At 74.4% G+C, this 19,441-nt stretch carries 21 protein-coding genes and 1 pseudogene; 7 read left to right on the plus strand and 15 right to left on the minus strand.

Going from position 1 to position 19,441, the window contains the following annotated elements; all coding sequences use genetic code 11:
• Positions 1-20: 20 nt before the first annotated feature.
• From CFP66_RS11445 to CFP66_RS11485, 10 genes and pseudogenes are all read right to left on the minus strand, one after another.
• A complete protein-coding gene (locus CFP66_RS11445; RefSeq protein ID WP_198961400.1) occupies positions 21-893 on the minus strand; it encodes a S49 family peptidase in 873 nt (290 codons plus the stop codon).
• Between the two features lie 409 nt (positions 894-1,302).
• Complete coding sequence (locus CFP66_RS11450) at positions 1,303-2,508, minus strand: sensor histidine kinase (protein WP_233159329.1); 1,206 nt, start codon at positions 2,506-2,508, stop codon at positions 1,303-1,305.
• A gap of 11 nt (positions 2,509-2,519) precedes the next feature.
• Positions 2,520-3,395 carry an Fpg/Nei family DNA glycosylase gene (locus tag CFP66_RS11455; protein WP_094922868.1) on the minus strand — a complete coding sequence of 292 codons (876 nt, stop codon included), beginning with the start codon at positions 3,393-3,395 and terminating at the stop codon, positions 2,520-2,522.
• 4 nt (positions 3,396-3,399) lie between these two features.
• Complete coding sequence (locus CFP66_RS11460; RefSeq protein ID WP_094922869.1) at positions 3,400-3,840, minus strand: hypothetical protein; 441 nt, start codon at positions 3,838-3,840, stop codon at positions 3,400-3,402.
• A 69-nt stretch (positions 3,841-3,909) separates the two neighbouring features.
• Positions 3,910-5,136, minus strand: coding sequence for a cytochrome P450 (locus CFP66_RS11465; protein WP_094922871.1), 1,227 nt, complete (start codon positions 5,134-5,136; stop codon positions 3,910-3,912).
• A gap of 91 nt (positions 5,137-5,227) precedes the next feature.
• Entirely contained in the window at positions 5,228-5,758 is a 531-nt protein-coding gene (locus CFP66_RS11470; protein WP_233159330.1) for a methylated-DNA--[protein]-cysteine S-methyltransferase, read from the minus strand.
• Positions 5,759-5,985: 227 nt separating this feature from the next.
• Positions 5,986-6,525 carry a glycoside hydrolase family 65 protein gene (locus CFP66_RS50265; RefSeq protein WP_198961379.1) on the minus strand — a complete coding sequence of 180 codons (540 nt, stop codon included), beginning with the start codon at positions 6,523-6,525 and terminating at the stop codon, positions 5,986-5,988.
• A 103-nt stretch (positions 6,526-6,628) separates the two neighbouring features.
• Positions 6,629-7,282, minus strand: a pseudogene (locus tag CFP66_RS50270) (family 65 glycosyl hydrolase); the annotation flags it as partial.
• Positions 7,283-7,310: 28 nt separating this feature from the next.
• Complete coding sequence (locus CFP66_RS11480) at positions 7,311-7,925, minus strand: TetR/AcrR family transcriptional regulator (RefSeq protein WP_094922872.1); 615 nt, start codon at positions 7,923-7,925, stop codon at positions 7,311-7,313.
• Positions 7,926-7,949: 24 nt separating this feature from the next.
• On the minus strand, positions 7,950-8,606 hold the full coding sequence (locus CFP66_RS11485; protein WP_094922874.1) for a TetR/AcrR family transcriptional regulator: 657 nt from the start codon (positions 8,604-8,606) through the stop codon (positions 7,950-7,952).
• Positions 8,607-8,665: 59 nt separating this feature from the next.
• On the opposite strand from CFP66_RS11485, the gene CFP66_RS11490 reads away from it, so the two are divergent.
• Positions 8,666-8,959, plus strand: coding sequence for a cytoplasmic protein (locus CFP66_RS11490; RefSeq protein ID WP_094922875.1), 294 nt, complete (start codon positions 8,666-8,668; stop codon positions 8,957-8,959).
• A gap of 85 nt (positions 8,960-9,044) precedes the next feature.
• On the opposite strand, the gene CFP66_RS11495 is transcribed toward CFP66_RS11490, so the two are convergent.
• Positions 9,045-10,349 (minus strand): UDP-glucose/GDP-mannose dehydrogenase family protein, encoded by a 1,305-nt coding sequence (locus tag CFP66_RS11495; RefSeq protein ID WP_094922877.1) that lies wholly within the window; start codon positions 10,347-10,349, stop codon positions 9,045-9,047.
• 127 nt (positions 10,350-10,476) lie between these two features.
• The gene (locus CFP66_RS11500; protein ID WP_094923129.1) at positions 10,477-12,108 is read right to left on the minus strand and encodes a TM0106 family RecB-like putative nuclease; all 1,632 of its coding nucleotides are present in this window, start codon (positions 12,106-12,108) and stop codon (positions 10,477-10,479) included.
• A gap of 347 nt (positions 12,109-12,455) precedes the next feature.
• Here CFP66_RS11500 and CFP66_RS11505 point away from each other — a divergent pair, with 347 nt between their 5' ends.
• From CFP66_RS11505 to CFP66_RS11525, 5 genes are all read left to right on the plus strand, one after another.
• Positions 12,456-12,992, plus strand: coding sequence for a DUF6474 family protein (locus CFP66_RS11505; RefSeq protein WP_094922878.1), 537 nt, complete (start codon positions 12,456-12,458; stop codon positions 12,990-12,992).
• A 184-nt stretch (positions 12,993-13,176) separates the two neighbouring features.
• Complete coding sequence (locus CFP66_RS11510) at positions 13,177-13,707, plus strand: hypothetical protein (RefSeq protein ID WP_143517224.1); 531 nt, start codon at positions 13,177-13,179, stop codon at positions 13,705-13,707.
• Positions 13,708-13,747: 40 nt separating this feature from the next.
• A complete protein-coding gene (locus CFP66_RS11515; RefSeq protein WP_094922881.1) occupies positions 13,748-14,452 on the plus strand; it encodes a YcnI family protein in 705 nt (234 codons plus the stop codon).
• Complete coding sequence (locus tag CFP66_RS11520; protein WP_094922883.1) at positions 14,449-15,009, plus strand: copper resistance CopC family protein; 561 nt, start codon at positions 14,449-14,451, stop codon at positions 15,007-15,009. The genes CFP66_RS11515 and CFP66_RS11520 overlap by 4 nt, the downstream gene beginning before the upstream one ends.
• Positions 15,006-16,001, plus strand: coding sequence for a copper resistance D family protein (locus CFP66_RS11525; RefSeq protein ID WP_094922884.1), 996 nt, complete (start codon positions 15,006-15,008; stop codon positions 15,999-16,001). The genes CFP66_RS11520 and CFP66_RS11525 overlap by 4 nt, the downstream gene beginning before the upstream one ends.
• A gap of 61 nt (positions 16,002-16,062) precedes the next feature.
• On the opposite strand, the gene CFP66_RS11530 is transcribed toward CFP66_RS11525, so the two are convergent.
• From CFP66_RS11530 to CFP66_RS11540, 3 genes are read right to left on the minus strand one after another with little or no spacing between them, the layout of a single operon-like run.
• Positions 16,063-17,472, minus strand: coding sequence for an NAD(P)/FAD-dependent oxidoreductase (locus CFP66_RS11530; protein ID WP_094922886.1), 1,410 nt, complete (start codon positions 17,470-17,472; stop codon positions 16,063-16,065).
• A complete protein-coding gene (locus CFP66_RS11535) occupies positions 17,472-18,131 on the minus strand; it encodes an NAD(P)H-binding protein (RefSeq protein WP_094922887.1) in 660 nt (219 codons plus the stop codon). Before CFP66_RS11535 ends, CFP66_RS11530 begins: the two co-directional genes overlap by 1 nt.
• Positions 18,132-18,187: 56 nt before the next feature.
• On the minus strand, positions 18,188-18,637 hold the full coding sequence (locus CFP66_RS11540; protein WP_094922889.1) for a DUF4442 domain-containing protein: 450 nt from the start codon (positions 18,635-18,637) through the stop codon (positions 18,188-18,190).
• Between the two features lie 86 nt (positions 18,638-18,723).
• On the opposite strand from CFP66_RS11540, the gene CFP66_RS11545 reads away from it, so the two are divergent.
• Positions 18,724-19,419, plus strand: a complete 696-nt coding sequence (locus CFP66_RS11545; protein WP_094922890.1) for a haloacid dehalogenase type II — start codon at positions 18,724-18,726, stop codon at positions 19,417-19,419.
• Positions 19,420-19,441: the final 22 nt, after the last annotated feature.

Below are 19,441 nucleotides of genomic sequence, written 5' to 3' on the forward strand. Positions count from 1 at the left end.
GTTCGTCCGGTCACACCGCGCTACAAACCGTACCGCGCCCACAGGGCTCGTATTTCAGCCGCCTCGGTAACGCCCAGCACCGCATCGGTGCTGATCACGCTGGTCGCGGCGGCCGGGGGGGCCAACCCGAGCCGGGCGAGGAGCGGCTTGCGCCCCTCCACCGGAACGAGCTCGGCGTCCGGGAAGCGCTCGGTGAGCACGGGTCGCGCCGTGCCGAGCGCGTCGACGAGCCCGAGCTCGACGGCCCGCGCACCCGTCCACACCTCGCCGGTGAACAGCTCGGCCCCCTCACGGAGCCGATCACCGCGACGGGACACAACCCAGCTCTGGAACATCTCGTGCAGCTGGTCCTGCAGGTCACGCAGCCAGTCGACGTCCTCCTGCTTCTCGGGCAGGAACGGGTCGAGCCGCGCCTTGGACGTGCCGGCCGTGTAGAGCCTGCGCTGCACGCCGAACCGCTCGATCAGCCCGTCCAGCCCGAAACCCTGGCTGATCACACCGATCGACCCCACCAGCGACGTGGGGTGCGCGAAGATCTCGTCGGCGGCGCAGGCGAGCCAGTAGCCGCCTGAGGCGGCCACGTCCTCGCAGAACGCGAGCACCGGCACGCCCTTCTCGGCGGCGAGCCCGCGGATGCGGTCGGCCACCAGCGCCGACTGCGTGGGCGAGCCGCCGGGCGAGTTGATCAGCAGCGCGACGGCGGCGAGCCGCTCCGGCGCGAACGCGCGCTCGAGCGCCTTCTCGACCGCAACGGCGTTGATCACCGATCGGGGTACCGGCCCGGTCGTCGCCGTGATCACACCGTGCAACCGGACCATCGAGACGACGGGCCGCTCGCTGCGCTCACCGAGGCGTCCAGGCAGGCGCGAGGCGAGCCGGTCGGGCAGCCGGATCACGTCCATGGCCCTACGTTACGCGGCCAGGCCGCCACCGCAAGATCAAACTTCCCCCGCGAGTCGGGGTCTCGGTGCACACGTGTCGCGCTCTGGGGCACGGCAGTCGCACCCCGAGCGCAGGCGGGCGGTGGCTCCGCGCACGCGGGACGCCGACCCGGCACAGACAGTCGCGGGCCCGGGCAGACACATCGCAATCCGGCCCGACGCGGCCCACTCAGCGCCGCGGTCGCATGATCATTTCGACCCGCACACCAGGGCGGCCCGCGCAACGCTGCGGTACTTCTCGCCGCGATCTCCCCACCCCCGCAAGTCGCGGCCATGATCGGTGCGAGCCGTGCACCAGGGTCGCGCGCACGACGCCGGCGTACTGCTCGGACGATCAGTGGCGCGGGGGCGCCGCGGACCGTCAGACGCGGATGCCCGCGCGGAACTTCGGGACGCGCAGGGTGATCTTCATGCCGGCCCCGGGAGCGGTGTCCACGACCAGGCCGAAGTCGTCGCCGAAGGTGGAGCGCATCCGGTCGTCGACGTTGCCGAGGCCGACGTGCGCGCCGGACTGGTGGGCGTCGTCCAGGTCGTCGGTGAGGCGCGAGGGGTCCATGCCGATCCCGTCGTCCTCCACGATGATCACGCACTCGGCGCCCGCGTTCTCGGCGGTGATCGTGATCGTGCCGCCGGCGGGCTTGCTGGCCAGCCCGTGCCGGACGGCGTTCTCGACCAGCGGCTGCAGCGCCAGGAACGGCAGCACGACCGAGAGCACCTCGGGGGCGATCTGCAGCTTGATGTTGAGCCGGTTGCCGAAGCGGGCCTTCTCCAGCCGCACGTAGCGCTCGATGTTGGTGAGCTCGTCCTGCAACGTCGTGTACTCGCCCGCGGTGCGGAAGGAGTAGCGGGTGAAGTCGGCGAACTCGATCAGGAGCTCGCGGGCGCGCACCGGATCGGTTCGGATGAACGAGGCGATCGTGGTGAGCGCGTTGTAGACGAAGTGCGGCGAGATCTGCGCGCGCAGGGCTCGCACCTCGGCGCGGTTGAGCCGGGCCCGCGACTCGTCGAGCTCGGCGAGCTCCAGCTGGCTGGAGACGTAGCGCGCGACCTCCGCCGTGGCGCGCAGCAGCACCGGACCTGCGGTGGACGTGGTGAGCGCGGCGAGGGTGCCGACGATCGCGCCGTCGGTCTCCAGCGGCACCACCACGATGCCGCGGACCTCGCAGTTGGGGTGTTCGCACGACAGCGCGGTGTGCGAGAGCACCTGCTGGCGCCCCGTGGAGATCACCGTCTCGGCCAGCGAGCGGACGTCGGGCTCGTGCTGGTCGGCGTCGCCGTCCCAGGCCAGCGTGCCGCCCCGGTTGTCGGTCATGGCCAGCGCGCACGTGTCGAGCAGCTGCCGCAGGTAGGGCAACGCGAACGAGGCCGAGCTGGGCGAGAGACCCTCCCGCAGCGAGGGCGCCGCCAGCGCAACCGTGTGCAGCGTGGCGAACGTGGCACGTTCCAGCGGCGTGGCGAAGGTGTTGCGCCGGTTGCGCAGGATCAGCACCACGACGAGCACGATCATCATGATGATGACGGCACCGGCGATGAGCAGCGCCGTGGAGCTGCCGAGCAGCTCAGTCACGTTCCACCTACCTACCTCACCAGCCGCGACAGCCGCCGGTCGGCGAGGGGTTTGCCGCCGGTCTGGCAGCCGGGACAGTACTGGAACGACTTGCTGGCGAAGGACACCTCCCGCACGATGTCGCCGCAGACCGGGCAGGGCAGCCCGGTGCGGGCGTGCACGCGCAGCCCGGAGCGCTTCTCCCCCTTGAGCTGCGCGGCGCCCTGTCCGACCGAGCGCTCGACCGCATCGGTGAGGACCGAGCGCGTCGCCCCGTACAGCGCGTCGACCTGTTCAGCCGTCAACCGGCCCGCGGTGGCGTAGGGGGAGAGCCGCGCGGTGTGCAGGATCTCGTCGCTGTAGGCGTTGCCGATGCCGGAGATCACCGGCTGCTCGGTGATCAGTGTCTTGATCCGCTCGGTGCGCCCGGCGAGCAGCGCGGCGAACTCGTCGCGGGTGAGCGCCAGCGCGTCCGGACCGAGGCGCGCGATCCCGGGGACCTGCTGCGGGTCGGCGACCAGGTACACCGACAACCGCTTCTGGGTGCCGGCCTCGGTGAGGTCGAAGCCGGGCCCGCCGACGGCGTCGAGGTGCACCCGCAGCTCGAGCGGCCCGCGCCCGGGCTTGGGAGGGGTGGCAGCAGCCGTGTCGTGCCAGCGCAGCCAGCCGGCCCGTGACAGGTGGGTGATCAGGTGCAACGGCTCGTCGGGACGGTCGCCGAACTCGACGGACAGGAACTTGCCGTAGCGGGCGGCGCCGGTGACCACGCGACCCACCAGCGCCGACATCGGCGGGTCGAAGGTCTTGACCGCGCTCATGCTCGCCACGTCGACGCGCGCGACCGGCCGGTACAGGGCGTGCTCGCGCAGGTGGTGGGCCAGCGCCTCGACCTCGGGGAGCTCGGGCATGACGTCAGTTGACCGGTTGGAGCGGACTGTCGGCGTGGCCGGGGGTGCCCTGGGTGCGGATGCGGCGCACGATGATCCGGATCTCCTCCTGGGCCTTCGACCCGCCGCGGACGAGGCCGGTCCACCGCTCGGCGGGCAGGTCGTAGCCGCCTGCGGTCTCCGCGACGACGGTCCACGGCCTGCGCAGGTACCAGCGCACCGGGAAGAACCCCACGACCACCACGGCGACGAGCCAGAGGAACCACGGGATGTGCACGCCCGCCGGCTTCCAGGCGACCACGATCACCCAGAACACGAAGAGGGCGGACAGGATCAGTACCGCGGCGCCACGCCCGCCGTCGACGTCGTGCTCGAAGTCGTCGCCGGTGGCCGGCAGCGACCACTCGATGTTGCGGCGCACGGACCACATCCGCCCGTCGACACCGGCGACCGTTTTCGTAGCCATCTTCCCCGCCGTCGTGAGTGTGCCCGATGTTCTCCCACCACTTTCCCACAGACCGGGCCCGTTGCGGCCCTACCAGCGCAACGGCAGGGACGTGATGCCGTTGATGAAGTTGGACACGAGCCGGCGCGGCTCACCGTCCGGCTCCGCCTGCGGCAGGCGCAGGAACTCGGTGAAGAACTCGCGCATCTGGAGGCGGGCGAACGCCGCTCCGAGGCACAGGTGCGGGCCCTGCCCGAACGACACGTGGTCGTTCGGGTCGCGGGTGAGGTCGAGCCGGAACGGGTGGGGGAAGTGGCGCTCGTCGTGGTTGGCCGAGACGTGGTAGACGACGACCTTGTCGCCCGGCGCGATGCGTTGCCCACGCAGCACCACGTGCCGGGTGGCGGTGCGCCGGAACGTGAGCACCGGCGGGTGGACCCGCAGCAGCTCCTCGATCGCCGACGGCAGGAGCGCGGGATCGGCGCGCAGCCGCCGGTAGGCGTCCGGGTTGTCCAGGAGGGCGAGCACACCGCCGGGCAGCGCGCTGCGCACGGTGTCGTTGCCGGCGATGACCAGCAGGAAGAAGAACATCTTGAGCTCGGCGTCGGTGAGCCGCTGCCCGTCCACCTCGGCCTGCACGAGCGCGGACATCAGATCGTCGGCGGGCTCCGCGCGCTTGCGCTCGGCGAGCTCCTCGGCGTAGCCGAACATGTCGGCGAGCTGCGCGGGCGAGCGCGGGTTGACCGGCCGCCCCTCGGCGTCGGTGACGACCTGCGCGTGCTCCGGGTCCTGGTAGCCGATCACCCGGTTCGTCCACCGCAGCAGCAGGGCGCGATCGCCCGCGGGCACCCCGAGCAGGTCGGCGAGGTTCTGCAGCGGCAGGTCGTCGGTGACCTCGCGCGGCAGGTCGCAGCGCCCCCGCGCGACCGCTGCACCGAGCAGCACCGCGGCCCGCTCCCGCACCACGCCGGCGAAACGCTCGAGCCGGCGCCGCGTGAACGTGCCGGTGACGATCCGGCGCAGCCGGACCTGCTCCGGCGGGTCCATGTTGAGGATCATCCTGCGCAGGAACGGCAGGTCGGCCGGGTCCGGGTCGCGGATCTGGGTGGCCCCGAGCGCCGAGGAGAAATCGCCGGGTGTGCGCAGGACGTGCCGCACGTCGTCGTAGCGGGTGACCGCCCAGAAACCCGGACCCGCAGGCCAGACGCCCACGGCAGGCTCGGACTGCCAGCTCACCGGCGCCGTGTCGCGCAGCAGGCGCAGCGCCTCGTGCGGCACGCCGGCCCCGAACGTGCGGGGATCGAAGACTCCGTTCATTTGCCTCCGCTTCGCTTCGGCGGGCTCGCGGGCCTCTCAGCCCGCTCGCTCTCGCGCAGGTCTCCTCGTGTGCCGGAGCGGCGCCTCATGCTCACTCTGACCCGAAGTCGAGTGCCGGGGTGAGCACGCCTTCCAGCGCGAGCAGCCATTCCTTGGTGGCCCGGCCGCCGCCGAAGCCGCCGAGGGTGTCGGAGCCGAGGACCCGGTGGCACGGCACCACGACCGGCAACGGGTTGGACCCCATGATCGACCCGACGCCGCGCGCGGCCGTGTGGGCCTGGCCCAGCCCGCTGCGCGCGGCCAACTGGCCGTACGTGGCGGTGGCGCCGAACGGCACCGTGTCGTACAGCGTCTCCAGCACCCGGCGCTGCGAGCCTGCGGTGAGCGACCAGTCCAGCGGCACCTCGAACACCCGGCGCGTGCCCGCGAGGTACTCGGCGAGCTGGACCGCGGCCTCGCCGCCGTCGCCGTCGGCCAGCGGCTCACCCAGCCGGGCGGCCGCACGCTCCGCGGCCTCGGGATGCCGGCCGAAGGCCACGAGCGCGAGCCCGGCCTCCGTGACGCCGAGGGTGAGCGCGCCCATCGGGCCGGGGGCGTCGAGCACGGTGCGCACGAGGGTCACGCCCGTCAGTGTGACGCGTCCCTCCGACGATTTCCGCCGGACGCCTTGACGCCCCGTCGGCCCGACAAGATCACCGACGACCGTTGCGGCCTGACCGGTGTGAGTCGCACGCCAGGGCCCACTGCGCGTCAGACCCCCCGGCGGGGGCGGGGCACGAGGTCCCGAGCCGGGAACGGCGCGCCCACCCCAACCCGCCCTACGAGGCAGGGGTCGCGGGCGGCACGAGCTCACCGGATGTGCGGGGTGCCGCACCGGCATCCCGGTGGCGTGTCGCGGCAGAGGGGCCCGCGGTGTTCGGGCTGCTCCGGCACGGAGGGCTGCGGGCGCGGCGCGAGCGGGCGGACCACGGCGGTGCGGCCGGTCAGCGCGATGTCCTCGTCCTCGTGCCGGATCGTCAGCGCGTCGCCATCCTCCAGGGCGTAGCGCGCCTCACCGTCGCCGATGCCGACCCGCAGGCGCGCGCCCCGGTGGCGGACCCGGAACGTCAGCCGCGTGATCCGCGACGGCAGCGCGGGCCGGAACCGCAGCCCGGGCCCGTCCTGCCGCATCCCGCCGAAGCCCGCCACGAGCGCGATCCAGGAGCCGGCCAGTGCTGCGAGGTGCAGGCCGTCGGCCGAGTCCTGCTCGGCGTCGCGCAGGTCGGCCAGTGCCGATTCGGCGAGGTAGTCGTAGGCCAGGTCCAGGTGCCCGACCTCGGCCGCCAGCACCGCCTGGCAGGACGCCGACAGCGACGAGTCGCGCACGGTGATGCCCTCGTAGTAGGCCACGTTGCGCGCCTTCTGCTCGTCGGTGAAGGCGTCCCCGCAGGTGCACCGCCGGCTCCGCGCGACTCTCGAACCGGTGGTCCGCCGCCGCGGCCACGCACAGCCCGGAGCGGCGCGTCCGGTGCAGCAGGGCGATCCGCCCGCCGTCGACGTGGTGCTCCTGCGCTGCGAAGGGGTGCTCGAGCAGGTCGTCCGCGGTGGGGCGGCTCGGCAGGTGCGGTTGCTGGCCGTTGGCGACCAGGCTGGAGGTCAGGGCGATGGTGACCGGCTCGTCCACCGCCCGCACCGTGTAGCGCACCGCCGCAACTCCGCGGTGCACGAACGAGACCAGCCGCTCGGAGCGGACGTCCACCTCCCGCCCGGCGGGCGAGCACCACCGCAGGCTGCGCCGCAGCGTGCCGGACCGCATGTCGAGCACGCGCTCGTGGTGGGGCACCTCCCCCGCGCGCAGGTCGAGCGGCTGGCCGTCGACCGCCACGCGCACGTGCGTGCCGTCGATCGTGTGCACCAGCGTCTGGGTGGCCTCCGGCTCCCCGCAGCCTGCCTCGGTGTAGACGACCGACCGCAGCTCGTGCAGCCCCGCGAGGTAGGTGCCCGGCATGTCGACCGGGTCGCCCTCGTCGAACGTGCGCCGGATGCCGAGGAAGCCGTTGGACAGCGCGAACGCCGCTTCGACCTCGGCCATCGAGTCCAGGCGTGGCCGGGGTTGGCGGACGCACCAGGGCTCGACGGTGAACGGGTCGCTCGTCCGGGGCGGCATGACCGCTCGTTCCCCGCGTCGACGTCCGCTATGCCCGATCCGGTGGGAACAGATCCACGGCCAGGTGCCGGCTGACCCACTCGGCCCAGTCCGGCGTCGTCCACCCCTGCGCGACGACCAGCAGCCCGTAGGTCTCCGGGGACAGCAGCGCCGCGATGATCTCGGTGGCCCGCTGCAGCGACACGCGCTCGGTGAACCCTGGCTTCTCCGCGAGCTCGTCGACGGCCAGCGCGTGCGTCGCGAGGGTGGCCTTGCGGGTGCGGTCGAGCAGCTCGCGGGGCTCGGGGTCGGCGGCGGCGGCACGCAGCACGGTGTCGAGCGGGTACCGGCGCTCGACGAGCGGCGCCGTGTCGGTGACGTATCGGCGCACCGCAGCGGCACCCGACGGCTCGGCGCGCAACCCGGCGATCCACTCGTTCGGCTGATCGTCGGCACCGATCGCCAGCGCGGCCTCCAGTACCGCCGCCTTGCTACCGAAGGAGAGGTAGAGCGTCTGCACAGCCACGCCGGCCGCACGGGCGATGCCGGCCATCGTCGTCTCCAGGTAGCCGTCGCGCACGAACAGCGGCACGGCGGCCTCGATCACGCGGTGCCGGGTGGCGCGGGCGCGTTCGGCCCGGGCGGTGCGCGCACGAGCAGTCAACTGGAACTCCTTGCTGGAACGTCGTTACAGCTTCACGTTACAGCATGTAGATCCATATTGATCTTCCATCACGGCGCGGACGGGTCCGCCGTCGCACATCGCGGACCGGAGCAGCGCACGCGCCGTCCACTGCATCGTCGACACGGCCTTCTCCCGGGGGAGGCCGGCGACGTCGACCATCCAGACGAACGACTCGATACCGGTGGCGGCGCGGATCGCCACGGCAAGGCTCCTGCGGTCGAGCCGGGGGTGAGTGCGGGCCAGCGGTGCGAGGGCGTCCTCGATCCACCCGATGACCCGGCCGCGGCGCAGCACCGGGCCGGTGGGGTCCTGCCCCGGTTCGAGGGACAACCGCAGCGACGCACGCAGCTGCGCCTCCCAGTCCACGACGATCCGGGCGGCGGCCGCGACCACGAGTGCAAGCCGCTCCTCGGGGTCGTCCGGGGGATCGTCTGGGAGCAGGGAGGTGCGGTCGACCTCCGGATGAGCAGCGACGACCAGCGCGCGCTGGTTGGGGAAGTAGCGGTACGCCGTGGTGCGCGAGACCGCCGCGGCGGCCGCGGCGTCCTCGACGGTCGGGGTGGCGCCGGTGGCCAGGAGCTCCCGGGCCGCGGCCACGAGCGCCTCGCGGGTGCGCGCCTTCTGGTTGCGGCGACCGGTCTGCTCGTAAGGGATTGCCATCGTGTCTTACGGTACCGTACTGTCCTTCATGGTACTTACGTCCCATGAAGGAGGTCGCCATGTGCACCGATCCCGTGAAGACGGACCCCGGCCTCTACTCGGTCGTGCTCGAGAACGAGCGCGTGCGGGTGCTGGAGTACCGCGACCACCCGGGCGACCGGACCTCGGTGCACGACCACCCGGACATGGTGATCATCCCGCTGGCCACGTTCCGGCGGCGCCTCACCGTCGACGGCCGCACCGTCGAGGTCGAGAAGCGCGCGCACGACGCCGGCTGGGTGCCTGCGCAGACGCACGCCGGGGAGAACATCGGGGAGACGGACTCGCACGCGCTGTTCGTCGAGCTCAAGTAGGCGCGACACACGCACCCCATGACCCCGACACGCGCGCCTGGAACCCCGACTCGCGGAAGTGGGTGCCCAGCGGCCCCACCCGCCCTCAGCGACGCCCGACGCCGACCCAGCTGATGCCGGCCCGGCGCAGCACGTCGGGGTCGAGCAGGTTGCGGCAGTCCACCACCACGCGCCCGCCCAGGGCACCGGCCACCGCCGCCCAGTCCAGGGACCGGAACTCGGGCCATTCGGTGAGCACCACCAGGGCGTCCGCGTCCTTGGCGACGCGCAACGGCTCGTCGGCCACCGTGACGTCGTCGGTGAAGCCGGGGACCGCGGCCGGGCAGCCGGGGTCATACGCCGTCAGCTCGGCGCCGCCCTCCCGCAGCAACCGCGCGACGGCGAGCGCGGGCGAGTCACGCAGGTCGTCCGTGCCCGCCTTGAACGTGAGCCCGAGCAGCCCGATCCGCCGGCCCGCGAGGCTCCCCCCGACGGCCTCGGCGATCTTGTCGACCACGATCCGGCGCTGCCGCTCGTTCGTGGCGATGCTGGCACTCACCAGCGGCAGCTCGATCCCGGCCGCCGCGGCCACCTGCACCAGCGCGTTCGTGTCCTTCGGCAGGCACGAGCCGCCCCAGCCCGGACCCGGCGCCAAGAACGCCTGCCCGATCCGGCGGTCGTGCCCCATGCCCTCGGTGACGTCGGCGACGTCGGCACCCAGCACGTCGCACATCTCGGCGAGCGCGTTGACGTAGGACAGCTTCATCGCCAGGAAGCAGTTCGCGGCGTACTTCACCATCTCGGCGCTCGCGGCGTCGGTGAGCACCGTGGGGGCTCCGAGCCGCGCGTACAGCGCCGCCACCCGCTCGGCGGCGTCCTGCGCATCGCTGCCCACGACGATCCGGTCCGGGTGCAGGAAGTCGTGCACGGCCGAGCCCTCACGCAGGAACTCCGGGTTGCTCACCACGGCCACATCGCGGCGGTTCAGCAGCTTGCGGGTGGCCTCCGCGGTGCCCACCGGCACCGTCGATTTGTTGACGACCACGCACCCGGCCGGCAACAGGTGCCGCACCTGCGCTGCCACGTCCCGCACGGCGGCCAGGTCGGCGGCCCCGCCCTCCCCCATCGGCGTGGGCACGCAGAGGAAGACCACCTCCACGGCGTCACCGTCGCGGCCGGCCACCGCGTCCCGCGCCCCCAGCACGAACTCGAGCCTCCCCGCGGCCTGGTTCTCCGCCACGAGCTCGGGCAGCCCGGGCTCCAGGATGTCGACCACGCCGCGGCGCAGCCGCTCGACCTTCGCCTCGTCGACGTCCGCGCACACCACCCGGTGGCCCAGGGAAGCGAGGCAGGCGCCGGTCGTCAGACCCACGTAGCCGGAACCGATCACCGCGATGCGTCGGGCGAACATGCCTGCACGCTCCCCCCGCCGGATGACGACGGGCTGGCACAGGGATGACACGCAGACGGCCGTTCGGCTCACACACCGGTTGTGCTCGCACCCGGACGCCGAATCGCGCGACCCGCGGGCATGGGTCCTACAGCTCGCCCGCCAGCGGCACCTGCTCGATGGCGGGCGAGGTCATCCACTCGCGCAGGACGCGGGTGGCCTCGACGTCGTCGGCGTTGTAGGCGAGCAACCGCTCGCGCTGCGCCACTTCGGGCTCGGCGCCGTCCATCCCGACGGCGTCGCGGTACCAGCGCATGGAGTTCTCCCCGCCGGCCTCCGGATCCCGCCAGGAGAAGCCCGCGGCCGGCGCGATCCGCTTGAGACCCTTGCCCTGCGCGCAGAGGAACCACTGGCTGACCACGGCGAACAGGTCGATCCAGCCGGGGTGGGCGATGAACTCCTCCACCTCGGTGATCGGGGGGATGCCGGGCAGGCCCGCGAAGCGGCTCGCCGACGCCAGCAGCCAGCGGTTCTCCGCCTGCTCGTTGTAGCAGTAGGCCGCGAAGCTGCGGCCGGTGGCGGCCGCCCGCGCGCGCACCCCCGAGAGCCAGGACCAGAACTCGGCGAACGAGCGCGCCTCGTCCTCGGTGGGCACCGGCTCCCAGGTGACGAAGGCGCGGTACCCGTCGGGCTCGTCGCCCGCCTGCCGGCCGCCGGGATGGCGCAGCAGCACGCCCCACATGTAGGAGCCCGCCTCGCCGAAGCTCTCCATGTCGATGTCGACCTCGACGTCGGCACGCGCCACGGAGACGTGCGGCACCCGCCGCACGACCGTGAGCCCGCGCCGGCGCGCCCGCGCGAGCGCGACCAGGTCGGCGAAGGGCAGCCCGGGGACCTCCACCGGGGGCTCGGCGGCCGGGTCGAGGGCGGCGAGCGCCTCGACAGTGCCGACACCGACCTCGCGCAGCACCCCCGCGAACTCGCCGCGCACCACCAGGCTGACGTCCTCGGCGCGCTCCAGCACCGCCTCGCACGTGGGCCACCACGGGCAACGCCGGCACTCGGTGATGCGCGACGGCTCGGCGAGCGCAGGCGCACCGGTGGCGGCCGCCGCGGCGACCGCGACACGATCGGCGAAGCGCACGTCGTACTCGGCGAGCGTGGACCGCGCGCCCGGCCAGTGGCCGGCCCGCAGGTCGTGCCACACGACGACGTCGGCATCGAGCCCGATGACCCCGCCGTGGTCGCCGTGGCGCAGTTCGGGGGACGCGGCCCAGCCCGCGGCGTGCAGCATCCGGTTGAGGTGGGCGAGCCGCAGCAGGTCGCGCGGCTGCGAGCGCACCTTGCGCGCAGGATCGGGAGCCGCACCCCCCGGGCGCGGCTCCAGGATCGGTGTGGTGAGCGCACCGCTGCCCGGGTCGGTGATCCGGTGGCGCACGACGATGACGGGGATGTAGCCCCCGCCCGGCACGCGGACCAGCAGCTCCGCACCACCGCGGCGGCCCGCCTGCGCGTCGGGCGGCAGGGTGGCGCCCCAGATGAAGGCGGCACCCGCGGCGACGGCGCGCGCGGTGGCCTCGACGCGCTCCGGGCCGGACAGCGCCGCCGGCACCGCCTCCCACCCGGCGCCCACGGTGGCGCCCAGGCGGGCACCGATGCGCTCCCGGTGGACGACGGCGTCGTCGCGGCGCTGCTCCAGCGAGGGATCCGGCAAGGCCCGCGGCGATCCGATCGCACCCGGATCGTGGTCGAGGTGCACGCGGCGCCGGCACCGCGTCATCGCCGCAGCGTCGAGCACCGGACCGCCGCCGGTGGGCCCCGCCGCCGGGAGCCGGTTCTCGATCGCTGTCACGCCCCCGAGACTAGTGACCACGACCGACAGTCCGTGGTCGAGCGGGCGTCCCACCCGGGTGGTCCTTGCCGCAGCGGACGCGCCGTGCCGGGCACGAGCGCCGCTGCCCTGATCGGCACTAGGCTGCTCACACCCGGCACCTGATCATCTGTGACCTCGATCAACGGGGACCTCGATCAACGGGAACGGGCGACGAGGAGGGCGAACGGATGGGGCTCCGGCGACGACGGTCGACGTCCGGCCGATCAGACGGTGCTGCCGAGGGGGCATCCGACGTGGCGGCGGGTGTGGCGGACGCCACGGGTAAGGCCGGGCGGGCCGCCCGCAGGGCGGGTGCCGCCACCGAGAACGCCGGTGCGGAGCTCGCGGTGGGCGCCCGCAAGCCGTTCACCGCGGCGCGGGCCAAACGCATGATCGGCATCGGCAAGGCGGTGGCGCCGCTGCTGGCGCCCTACGCGCTGGCCGCCGCCGGAGTGGCGCGTGCCCGCTGGGACGCCCACCGCGCCGCGCGGCTGGGCGTCGAGCCCGGGCAGCTCGCGGCGTACGCCGGCCCCGGTGGCGCGCTGCACGCGCGGCTCTCGCGCCTTGCGCAGGCGCTCGACGAGCTCGATTCCGGTTCCGAGACCGACACCACGAACGCAGGCCGCCGCTTCGCCGCCGACGCCCGCCCGCGCCTCGCCGACCTGGCCGTGGCCGTCCGGGCGGCCGAGCAGATGCCCTCCACGCGGCGCCGCACCGCCTACCGGGCCGTCGCCGGCGAGCTGGACCGGCTCGAGATCGGGCTGCTCCGTCACCTGGGCATCACCGCCTGACCCACGATCGGCGTCGACGAACGGCACGTTCGTCGGAGCCCGGGCGACGAGGGCGGCGTTCGTCGGAACGGCGCGGTCCACCCGCACCAACGGTCACGACCCGCGGTCGCAGCCCGACCGCCGGTCGTCGCGACGGTGGCCCGTGCACGCCGGGCCGCCCGGTCGGCGGCTACCGTCGTGCCCCGTGACGAGCGGTCCTGACGGCGGTGTGCTCCGGGCCTGCGTGGTGGCCGGGCTGTGCGCGCTGCTCACAGCCGCAGGTCACACGGCGGGCGGCGGAACGGCACCCGACCTGGCCGTGCTGGTGGTGCTGCTGCCGCTGCTGGCGTACGGCCTCGTGGACGTGGCCGGCCGGTGCCGCAGCGCGGCCGGCAGCGTCGGGGTGCTCGCGGCGGGCCAGCTGGTGCTCCACCACGTCATGGAGCTCCTGCACCCCACCCACCAGGTGGCGCACGCCACGCTGGCGCCGGGTGCGCAGATGGTCACCATGCACGCTCTCGCAACCCTGCTCACCGGGCTCGCCCTGCGCCACGCCGACCGCGGCGTCGCTGCGCTGCTCGCGGCGCTGGGCCGGGTGCTGCCCCGCAGGCTCGTACCACCGCCCGCCGACCGGCCGCTGCCCGTGCTCGCGGTACCGGCCCCCGCGGTTCCCGCCCGGCTCGCCCGCGCCTTCGCCGTGGCCCACGCCCGGCGCGGCCCTCCGGTGACGTGCTGACCACCACCGCACGTCCACCGACCTCTCCCCGGAGACACCCATGTCCTCGTCCACCCGCCGGGGCGCGTTGCGCGCCGGCACCGTCCTCGTGACGGCCGCGGTCGCCGGCCTCGCCCTCGCGGCACCGGCCCTCGCCCACGTCACGGCGACACCCCAGACCGCGGAGCAGGGCGGCTACGCCGTCATCGCGCTGCGCGTCCCCACCGAGTCCGAGACCGCGGGCACCGTCGCACTGCAGGTCACGCTGCCGGCCGACCACCCGATCACCTCCGTCCGGACCACGCCGCGTCCCGGATGGACCGCAACGCTGGCGAAGGCTCCGCTGGACCCGCCGATCGAGCGGCACGGGCGCACGATCACCGAAGCGGTGCGGACCGTCACCTGGACCGCGGACCCCGGTGTCCGGATCGGTCCCGGCGAGTTCGCCGAGTTCCCGCTCTCGCTCGGGCCGATGCCGACCGACACCGACCAGGTGCTGCTGCCCGCCGTGCAGACCTACGACGACGGCGAGGTCGTCGCCTGGGACCAGCCGCCGGCGGCCGACGGCTCGGAACCGGAGCGGCCCGCGCCGTCGGTCACGCTGACCGCGCCCGCCGAGGCGGCGGCAGCTCCCGCGGCGGCCGGCACCACCGACACCACGGCCCGCTGGCTCGGCGGCGGGGGGCTGCTCGTCGGCGCGCTCGGTCTCGGGGTCGGCGCGGGTGCGGTGCTCCGCTCCCGCCGCACGACGGAGGGCCTCCGATGAGGGCTCGCTTCGTCCGCGCCATCGCCGTCACCCTCCTCGCCGGGCTCGCCCTGCTGCTCGGGGCGGCTCCCGCGCTCGCCCACACCCGGCTGCAGAGCAGCGATCCGACCGACGGCGCGAGCCTCGACAGCGCCCCCGAGCAGGTCGCGCTGACGTTCAACGAGCCGATGTCGCCGGAGTTCAGCACGATCACCGTGATCGGCCCGGACGGCCAGACGAACTACCAGGACGGTGCCGTCACCGCGGAGGGGGGCACGATCAGCACGCGGCTGCTCCCGCTCGGCCCCGCGGGCCGGTACGAGATCGGCTACCGCGTGGTGTCCGCCGACGGCCACCCCGTCACCGGGAGCGTCGCGTTCACGCTCACCACCCCCGGCCCGGGCGCCGCGAGCGCGCCGGCCGAGTCCTCCGCCGGGCCCTCCGCCGCGCCCGCGTCCCCCGCCCCGCCCGCCGCGTCCGAGGACGAGGGCGGCGCTCCGGTGTGGCCGTGGGTCGTGGGCGCCGTGGTGCTGGTGGGCGCCGGTGTCGTGGTGGCCCTGCGGCTGGGCCGGGGATGACGCCGCCGACCGCGGGGCCGCGCCCGCTCGACCGGCTGCGGCCGGTCGGGTGGGCCGCGCTCGCGGTCGCGGCGGCCTTCACGGCGAGCGTGCTGTCGGGCGCCCTCGCGAGCTCCGCCCTCCCGGTGCTGGTCGGCACGTCCGTCACGCGTTCGGGCATGGACGTGGCGGGGGTCGGCTGCGTGGGGCTCACCCTGCTCGCCGTGCTGCTGCCGGCCGCCCGCCGGCTGCCCGGATCCGCCGTGCGCGACCTCGAGCGCGTCCAGATGACCTCCGACCGCGCGCTCGTCGCCCTGGCCGGTGGCTGGCTGGTGCTGTCCCTGCTCGGCATCGCGTTCCGGACGGCCGACGCGTTCGGCCGTCCGCTCGGGCAGCTGTCCGGCGGTGAGATCGGCAGCTACGTCACGGAGCTTGCGGGCGGGCGCGGCCTGGTGCTGTCCGCTCTCTGCATCGCGGCGGTGCTGTGCTGCGCGGTGCTGCGGCTGCGCGACCGCGCACTCGTGCCGGTGCGGGCGGTGCTGGCCGCGGCCCTGCTCGGGCTGATGACGCCGGGCGTCACGGGGCACTCCGGCACCTCCCCCGACCACCAGATCGCGATCATGACGATCGGCGGGCACATCGTCACGGCCTCGCTGTGGGTGGGCGGGCTGGCGGCCGTGCTGGCGCTGGTGGCCCGGCACCGGACGCTGCTCGACGCGGTGCTCCCCCGCTTCTCCCGGCTCGCCGGCTGGTGCCTCGGCGCGGTGGCGGTGACCGGTCTGCTCAACGCCCTGCTCCGCCTCGGCTCGTGGAGCAACCTGCTGCTCACCGACTACGGGCGGATCGTGCTCGCGAAGGCCGTCTGCCTCGGGTTGCTCGCCTTCCTCGGCAACCTCGCCCGACGCCGCCTCGCCTCCGGACGCACACCGGTGCTGCGCTGGGCGGGCGTCGAGGTGGCGGTCATGGCCGCGACGCTGGGCCTCGCCGCGGCACTGTCGCAGTCGGCGTACTAGGCAGCGGCAAGTCCTGCCGCCCGCTGCGAGTCGCACGTCATGGGCCTCGCGGCCGCGGCGGTCACGAACTGCGGTAGGCCTCCAGCAACCGCAGCCAGACCTCGCTCATCGTCGGGTAGGCCGGAACCGCGTGCCAGAGCCGGTGCACCGGCACCTCGCCGACGATCGCCACGGTCGCGGCGTGCAGCAGTTCGGCGACGTCCTGCCCCACGAACGTCACACCGACGAGAACCCCGCGCGCGGGGTCGACGAGCATCCGTGCGGCGCCGTCGTACCCGTCGGCCTGCAGCGAGGAACCGGCCACGGCGATCGGCAGGTCGATCACCCGCACGTCCAGCCCCGCGTCCCGGGCCTGCGCCTCGGTGCGGCCCACCGACGCGACCTCGGGGTCGGTGAACACGACCTGCGGGACCGCCGAGTGGTCGGCGGTGGCGACGTGCTCGCCCCACGGCGCGACGTCGAGGTCCTCGCCCGCGGCGCGGGCCGCGATCGCGGCGCCGACGATCCGGGCGTCGTACTTGCCCTGGTGGGTGAGCGGCGCGCGGCCGGTGACGTCGCCGGTGGCGTAGAGCCACCGTCCGGCCACACCTTCCACGAGGCCGGTGTCGTCCACCACGAGGGTCACGCCCGGTTCCAGCCCGACGGACTCGAGGCCGACGGAGGTGGTGTGGGGCCGTCGTCCGGTGGCGACGAGCAACTCGTCGACGACGACGCTCTCCTCCCCCAGGTGCAGCTCGATCGCATCTCCCACCGCCGAGACCGACTCGAGGCCGTGCTCGAGGCGCACGTCGACGCCTTCGTCACGCAGGGCGGCGGCCACCCGCTCGCCCGCGAACGGCTCCAGCGCCGGCAGCAGGCGCGGCCCGCGCTGCAGCAGCACGACCTGCGAGCCGAGCCGCTGGAACGCCTGCGCGAGCTCGCAGCCGACGACGCCGCCGCCGAGCACGCCGAGCCGCGGCGGCACCTCCTTCGCCGACGTCGCGTCGCGCGAGGTCCACGTGCGGACCGCGTCCAGCCCGGGCACCGGGGGCAGCTTCGGCACGCTGCCGGTGCTGACGACGACGGCGTGCCGCGCGGTGAGCGTCTCGCGCCCGGCGGGGCCCTCCACCTCGACGGTGCGTTCGCCGCTGATACGGGCGTGCCCGCGCAGGACCCGGATCCCCGCGCCGGTGGCCCACTCCACCTGGCTCTCGTCGTTCCAGTCGTGGGTGAAGGAGTCGCGCCGGGCGAGCACCGCTGCCGGGTCGAACTCGGCGCTCGTGCCCGGGAGCCTGCGCACCGCGGCGACGGCGTGCCCGGTGCGCAGCAGCGCTTTCGACGGCATGCAGGCCCAGTACGAGCACTCCCCGCCGAGCAGCTCGGCCTCGACGATCAGGGCCGAGAGCCCGGCGCGGGTGGCGTAGTCGGCGGCGTTCTCGCCGACCGACCCACCACCGATGACGATGACGTCCACATCCGCTTCCGGGGCCATCACGCCACCGCCGCCACGGCTGCGACCACGTCGTCGTCGCCTTCGCGCAGTTCCAGAACGGTGCCCGCGGAGCCGGGCGCGTCGAGCAGGGCCACGAGCACGGCCGCGGTGTCGTCACGGGTGACGCTGCCGTGCGGCACCGGTGGCGGCGCGAGCTGGACCCGCCCCACACCGGGGTCGTCGGTGAGGCTGCCGGGACGCAGGATCGTCCAGTCGAGGTGGTCGGCGGTCCGGATCGCGTCCTCGGCCGCCCGCTTCGCGCCGATGTAGGCGGCCCAGACCTCGCCCCGCTCCGCAGCGGGCTCGTCGTCGACCCCCGCGGAGGAGACCAGCAGGTACCGCCGCACCCCCGCGAGCCGGGCCGCCTCGGCGAGCAGCTCGGCCGCCGCGCGGTCGACGGTGTCCTTGCGGTCCACGCCGCTGCCCGGCCCGGCGCCCGCGGCGAACACGACCGCGTCGGCGTCCGCGAGCACCGTGGCGAGGTCACCCGCCCCGGCCGACTCCAGGTCCAGAACGGCCGCCGTGGCGCCGGCGCGTTCGACGTCGGCGACGTGGTCGGGGTTGCGCACCACCCCGGTGACGAGGTCGCCGCGCCCGGCGAGCAGCACCGCCAGCCGCAGCCCGATCTTCCCGTGTCCTCCTGCGATCACCACCTGCACGAGACGGACGGTAGTCGTGGCGGAGCGCCCGTGCCGCGAGGATGACCTGACAGTGGCTAACGGTTCGGTCGCAAGGTCCAGACCACGGTCATGCCGGTGGTCTCGCGGTCGTCGGCATCGCGGACGGTGACGGCGACCTCGAACTCCGGGCGACGGCCGGCGTCGAGCTCCGCGAGCACGTCGGCGACCGGGCGCTGCAGCAGCGCCTCGGCGCTCAACTGCCCTCGGGCGACGGCCCGGTAGGTGATCTCGGAGCGCACGGGGAGCGGTGTCGCCCGCTCCATCACCTGCGCGAACGCCGCCAACGCCACCGCGCCCGATGCCGTCTCGGCCAGACCGAAGATCATCGCGGCGTGCGGGCCGCCCACGTGGTTGCGCAGGTCCGGGTCGTCCGGGAGCCGCACGACCGCGCGTTCCGCGGTGGTCTCCACGAACTCGACGCCGACCGTGCGCGCCCAGGGCACGCTCTCCCGCATCGCCGTCCCGACCCAGCTCGTCTCCGCCATACCGACGATGTTACCGGTCAGTAGATTCCACACCCGCGCATGCCGTCACCCGCTCGCAAAGCGGTACGGGACGTAGGCTCGCCCGGGTGGACGTCCGCGCTCTGGTGTTCGACGTGTTCGGCACGGTGGTCGACTGGCGCACGGGAGTCGCCCGCGAGGTGCGCCGGCTCCTGCCCGGCGTAGACGACGCGGGAGCCCTGGCCGACGCCTGGCGCGGCCGCTACACCCCATCGATGGACCGGGTGCGCCGCGGCGAGCTCCCGTGGACCTCGCTGGACGACCTGCACCGGGCGTCGCTGGACGCGCTGCTGCCCGAGTTCGGCGTGCCGGACGCACCCGAGGCCGTCCGCGCCGAGCTGGTCCTCGCCTGGCACCGGCTCGACCCGTGGCCGGACTCGGTCGCGGGGCTGACCCGGCTCAAGGCGCGGCACGTGATCGCGTCGCTGTCCAACGGGAACGTCGCGCTGCTCGTCGACATGGCCAAGCACGGCGGCCTGCCGTGGGACACGGTGCTCTCGGCGGAGCTGTTCGGGCACTACAAGCCCGACGCCGAGGTCTACGACGGCGCCGCCCGGCTGCTCGGCCTGCCGCCCGAACGGGTGCTGATGGTGGCCGCCCACCTCGACGACCTCGCCGCCGCCCGCGCCCGCGGGCTGCGCACCGCGTACGTCCACCGCCCGCACGAACGCGGCCCGGACGCCGCCCCGCCCCCACCGGAGGCCCCGGAGGCGGACCTGTCGGTGGCCTCGCTCACGGACCTGGCGGCACACCTCGGCGCCTGAGCGCCGGCACCGCCCGAGGGCG

Origin of the sequence: Pseudonocardia sp. MH-G8, assembly GCF_002262885.1 — a bacterium.
In the GTDB taxonomy this organism is placed as follows: Bacteria; Actinomycetota; Actinomycetes; order Mycobacteriales; family Pseudonocardiaceae; genus Pseudonocardia.

Coding starts and splice junctions, on each gene's coding strand:
- CFP66_RS11515 (WP_094922881.1), top strand. CDS start 13,748: ATGTCCTCGTCCACCCGCCGGGGCGCGTTGCGCGCCGGCACCGTCCTC.
- CFP66_RS11495 (WP_094922877.1), bottom strand. CDS start 10,349: ATGTTCGCCCGACGCATCGCGGTGATCGGTTCCGGCTACGTGGGTCTG.
- CFP66_RS11460 (WP_094922869.1), bottom strand. CDS start 3,840: ATGGCTACGAAAACGGTCGCCGGTGTCGACGGGCGGATGTGGTCCGTG.
- CFP66_RS11520 (WP_094922883.1), top strand. CDS start 14,449: ATGAGGGCTCGCTTCGTCCGCGCCATCGCCGTCACCCTCCTCGCCGGG.
- CFP66_RS11485 (WP_094922874.1), bottom strand. CDS start 8,606: ATGGCAATCCCTTACGAGCAGACCGGTCGCCGCAACCAGAAGGCGCGC.
- CFP66_RS11530 (WP_094922886.1), bottom strand. CDS start 17,472: ATGGCCCCGGAAGCGGATGTGGACGTCATCGTCATCGGTGGTGGGTCG.
- CFP66_RS11540 (WP_094922889.1), bottom strand. CDS start 18,637: ATGGCGGAGACGAGCTGGGTCGGGACGGCGATGCGGGAGAGCGTGCCC.
- CFP66_RS11490 (WP_094922875.1), top strand. CDS start 8,666: ATGTGCACCGATCCCGTGAAGACGGACCCCGGCCTCTACTCGGTCGTG.
- CFP66_RS11455 (WP_094922868.1), bottom strand. CDS start 3,395: ATGCCCGAGCTCCCCGAGGTCGAGGCGCTGGCCCACCACCTGCGCGAG.
- CFP66_RS11500 (WP_094923129.1), bottom strand. CDS start 12,108: ATGACGCGGTGCCGGCGCCGCGTGCACCTCGACCACGATCCGGGTGCG.
- CFP66_RS11525 (WP_094922884.1), top strand. CDS start 15,006: ATGACGCCGCCGACCGCGGGGCCGCGCCCGCTCGACCGGCTGCGGCCG.
- CFP66_RS11465 (WP_094922871.1), bottom strand. CDS start 5,136: ATGAACGGAGTCTTCGATCCCCGCACGTTCGGGGCCGGCGTGCCGCAC.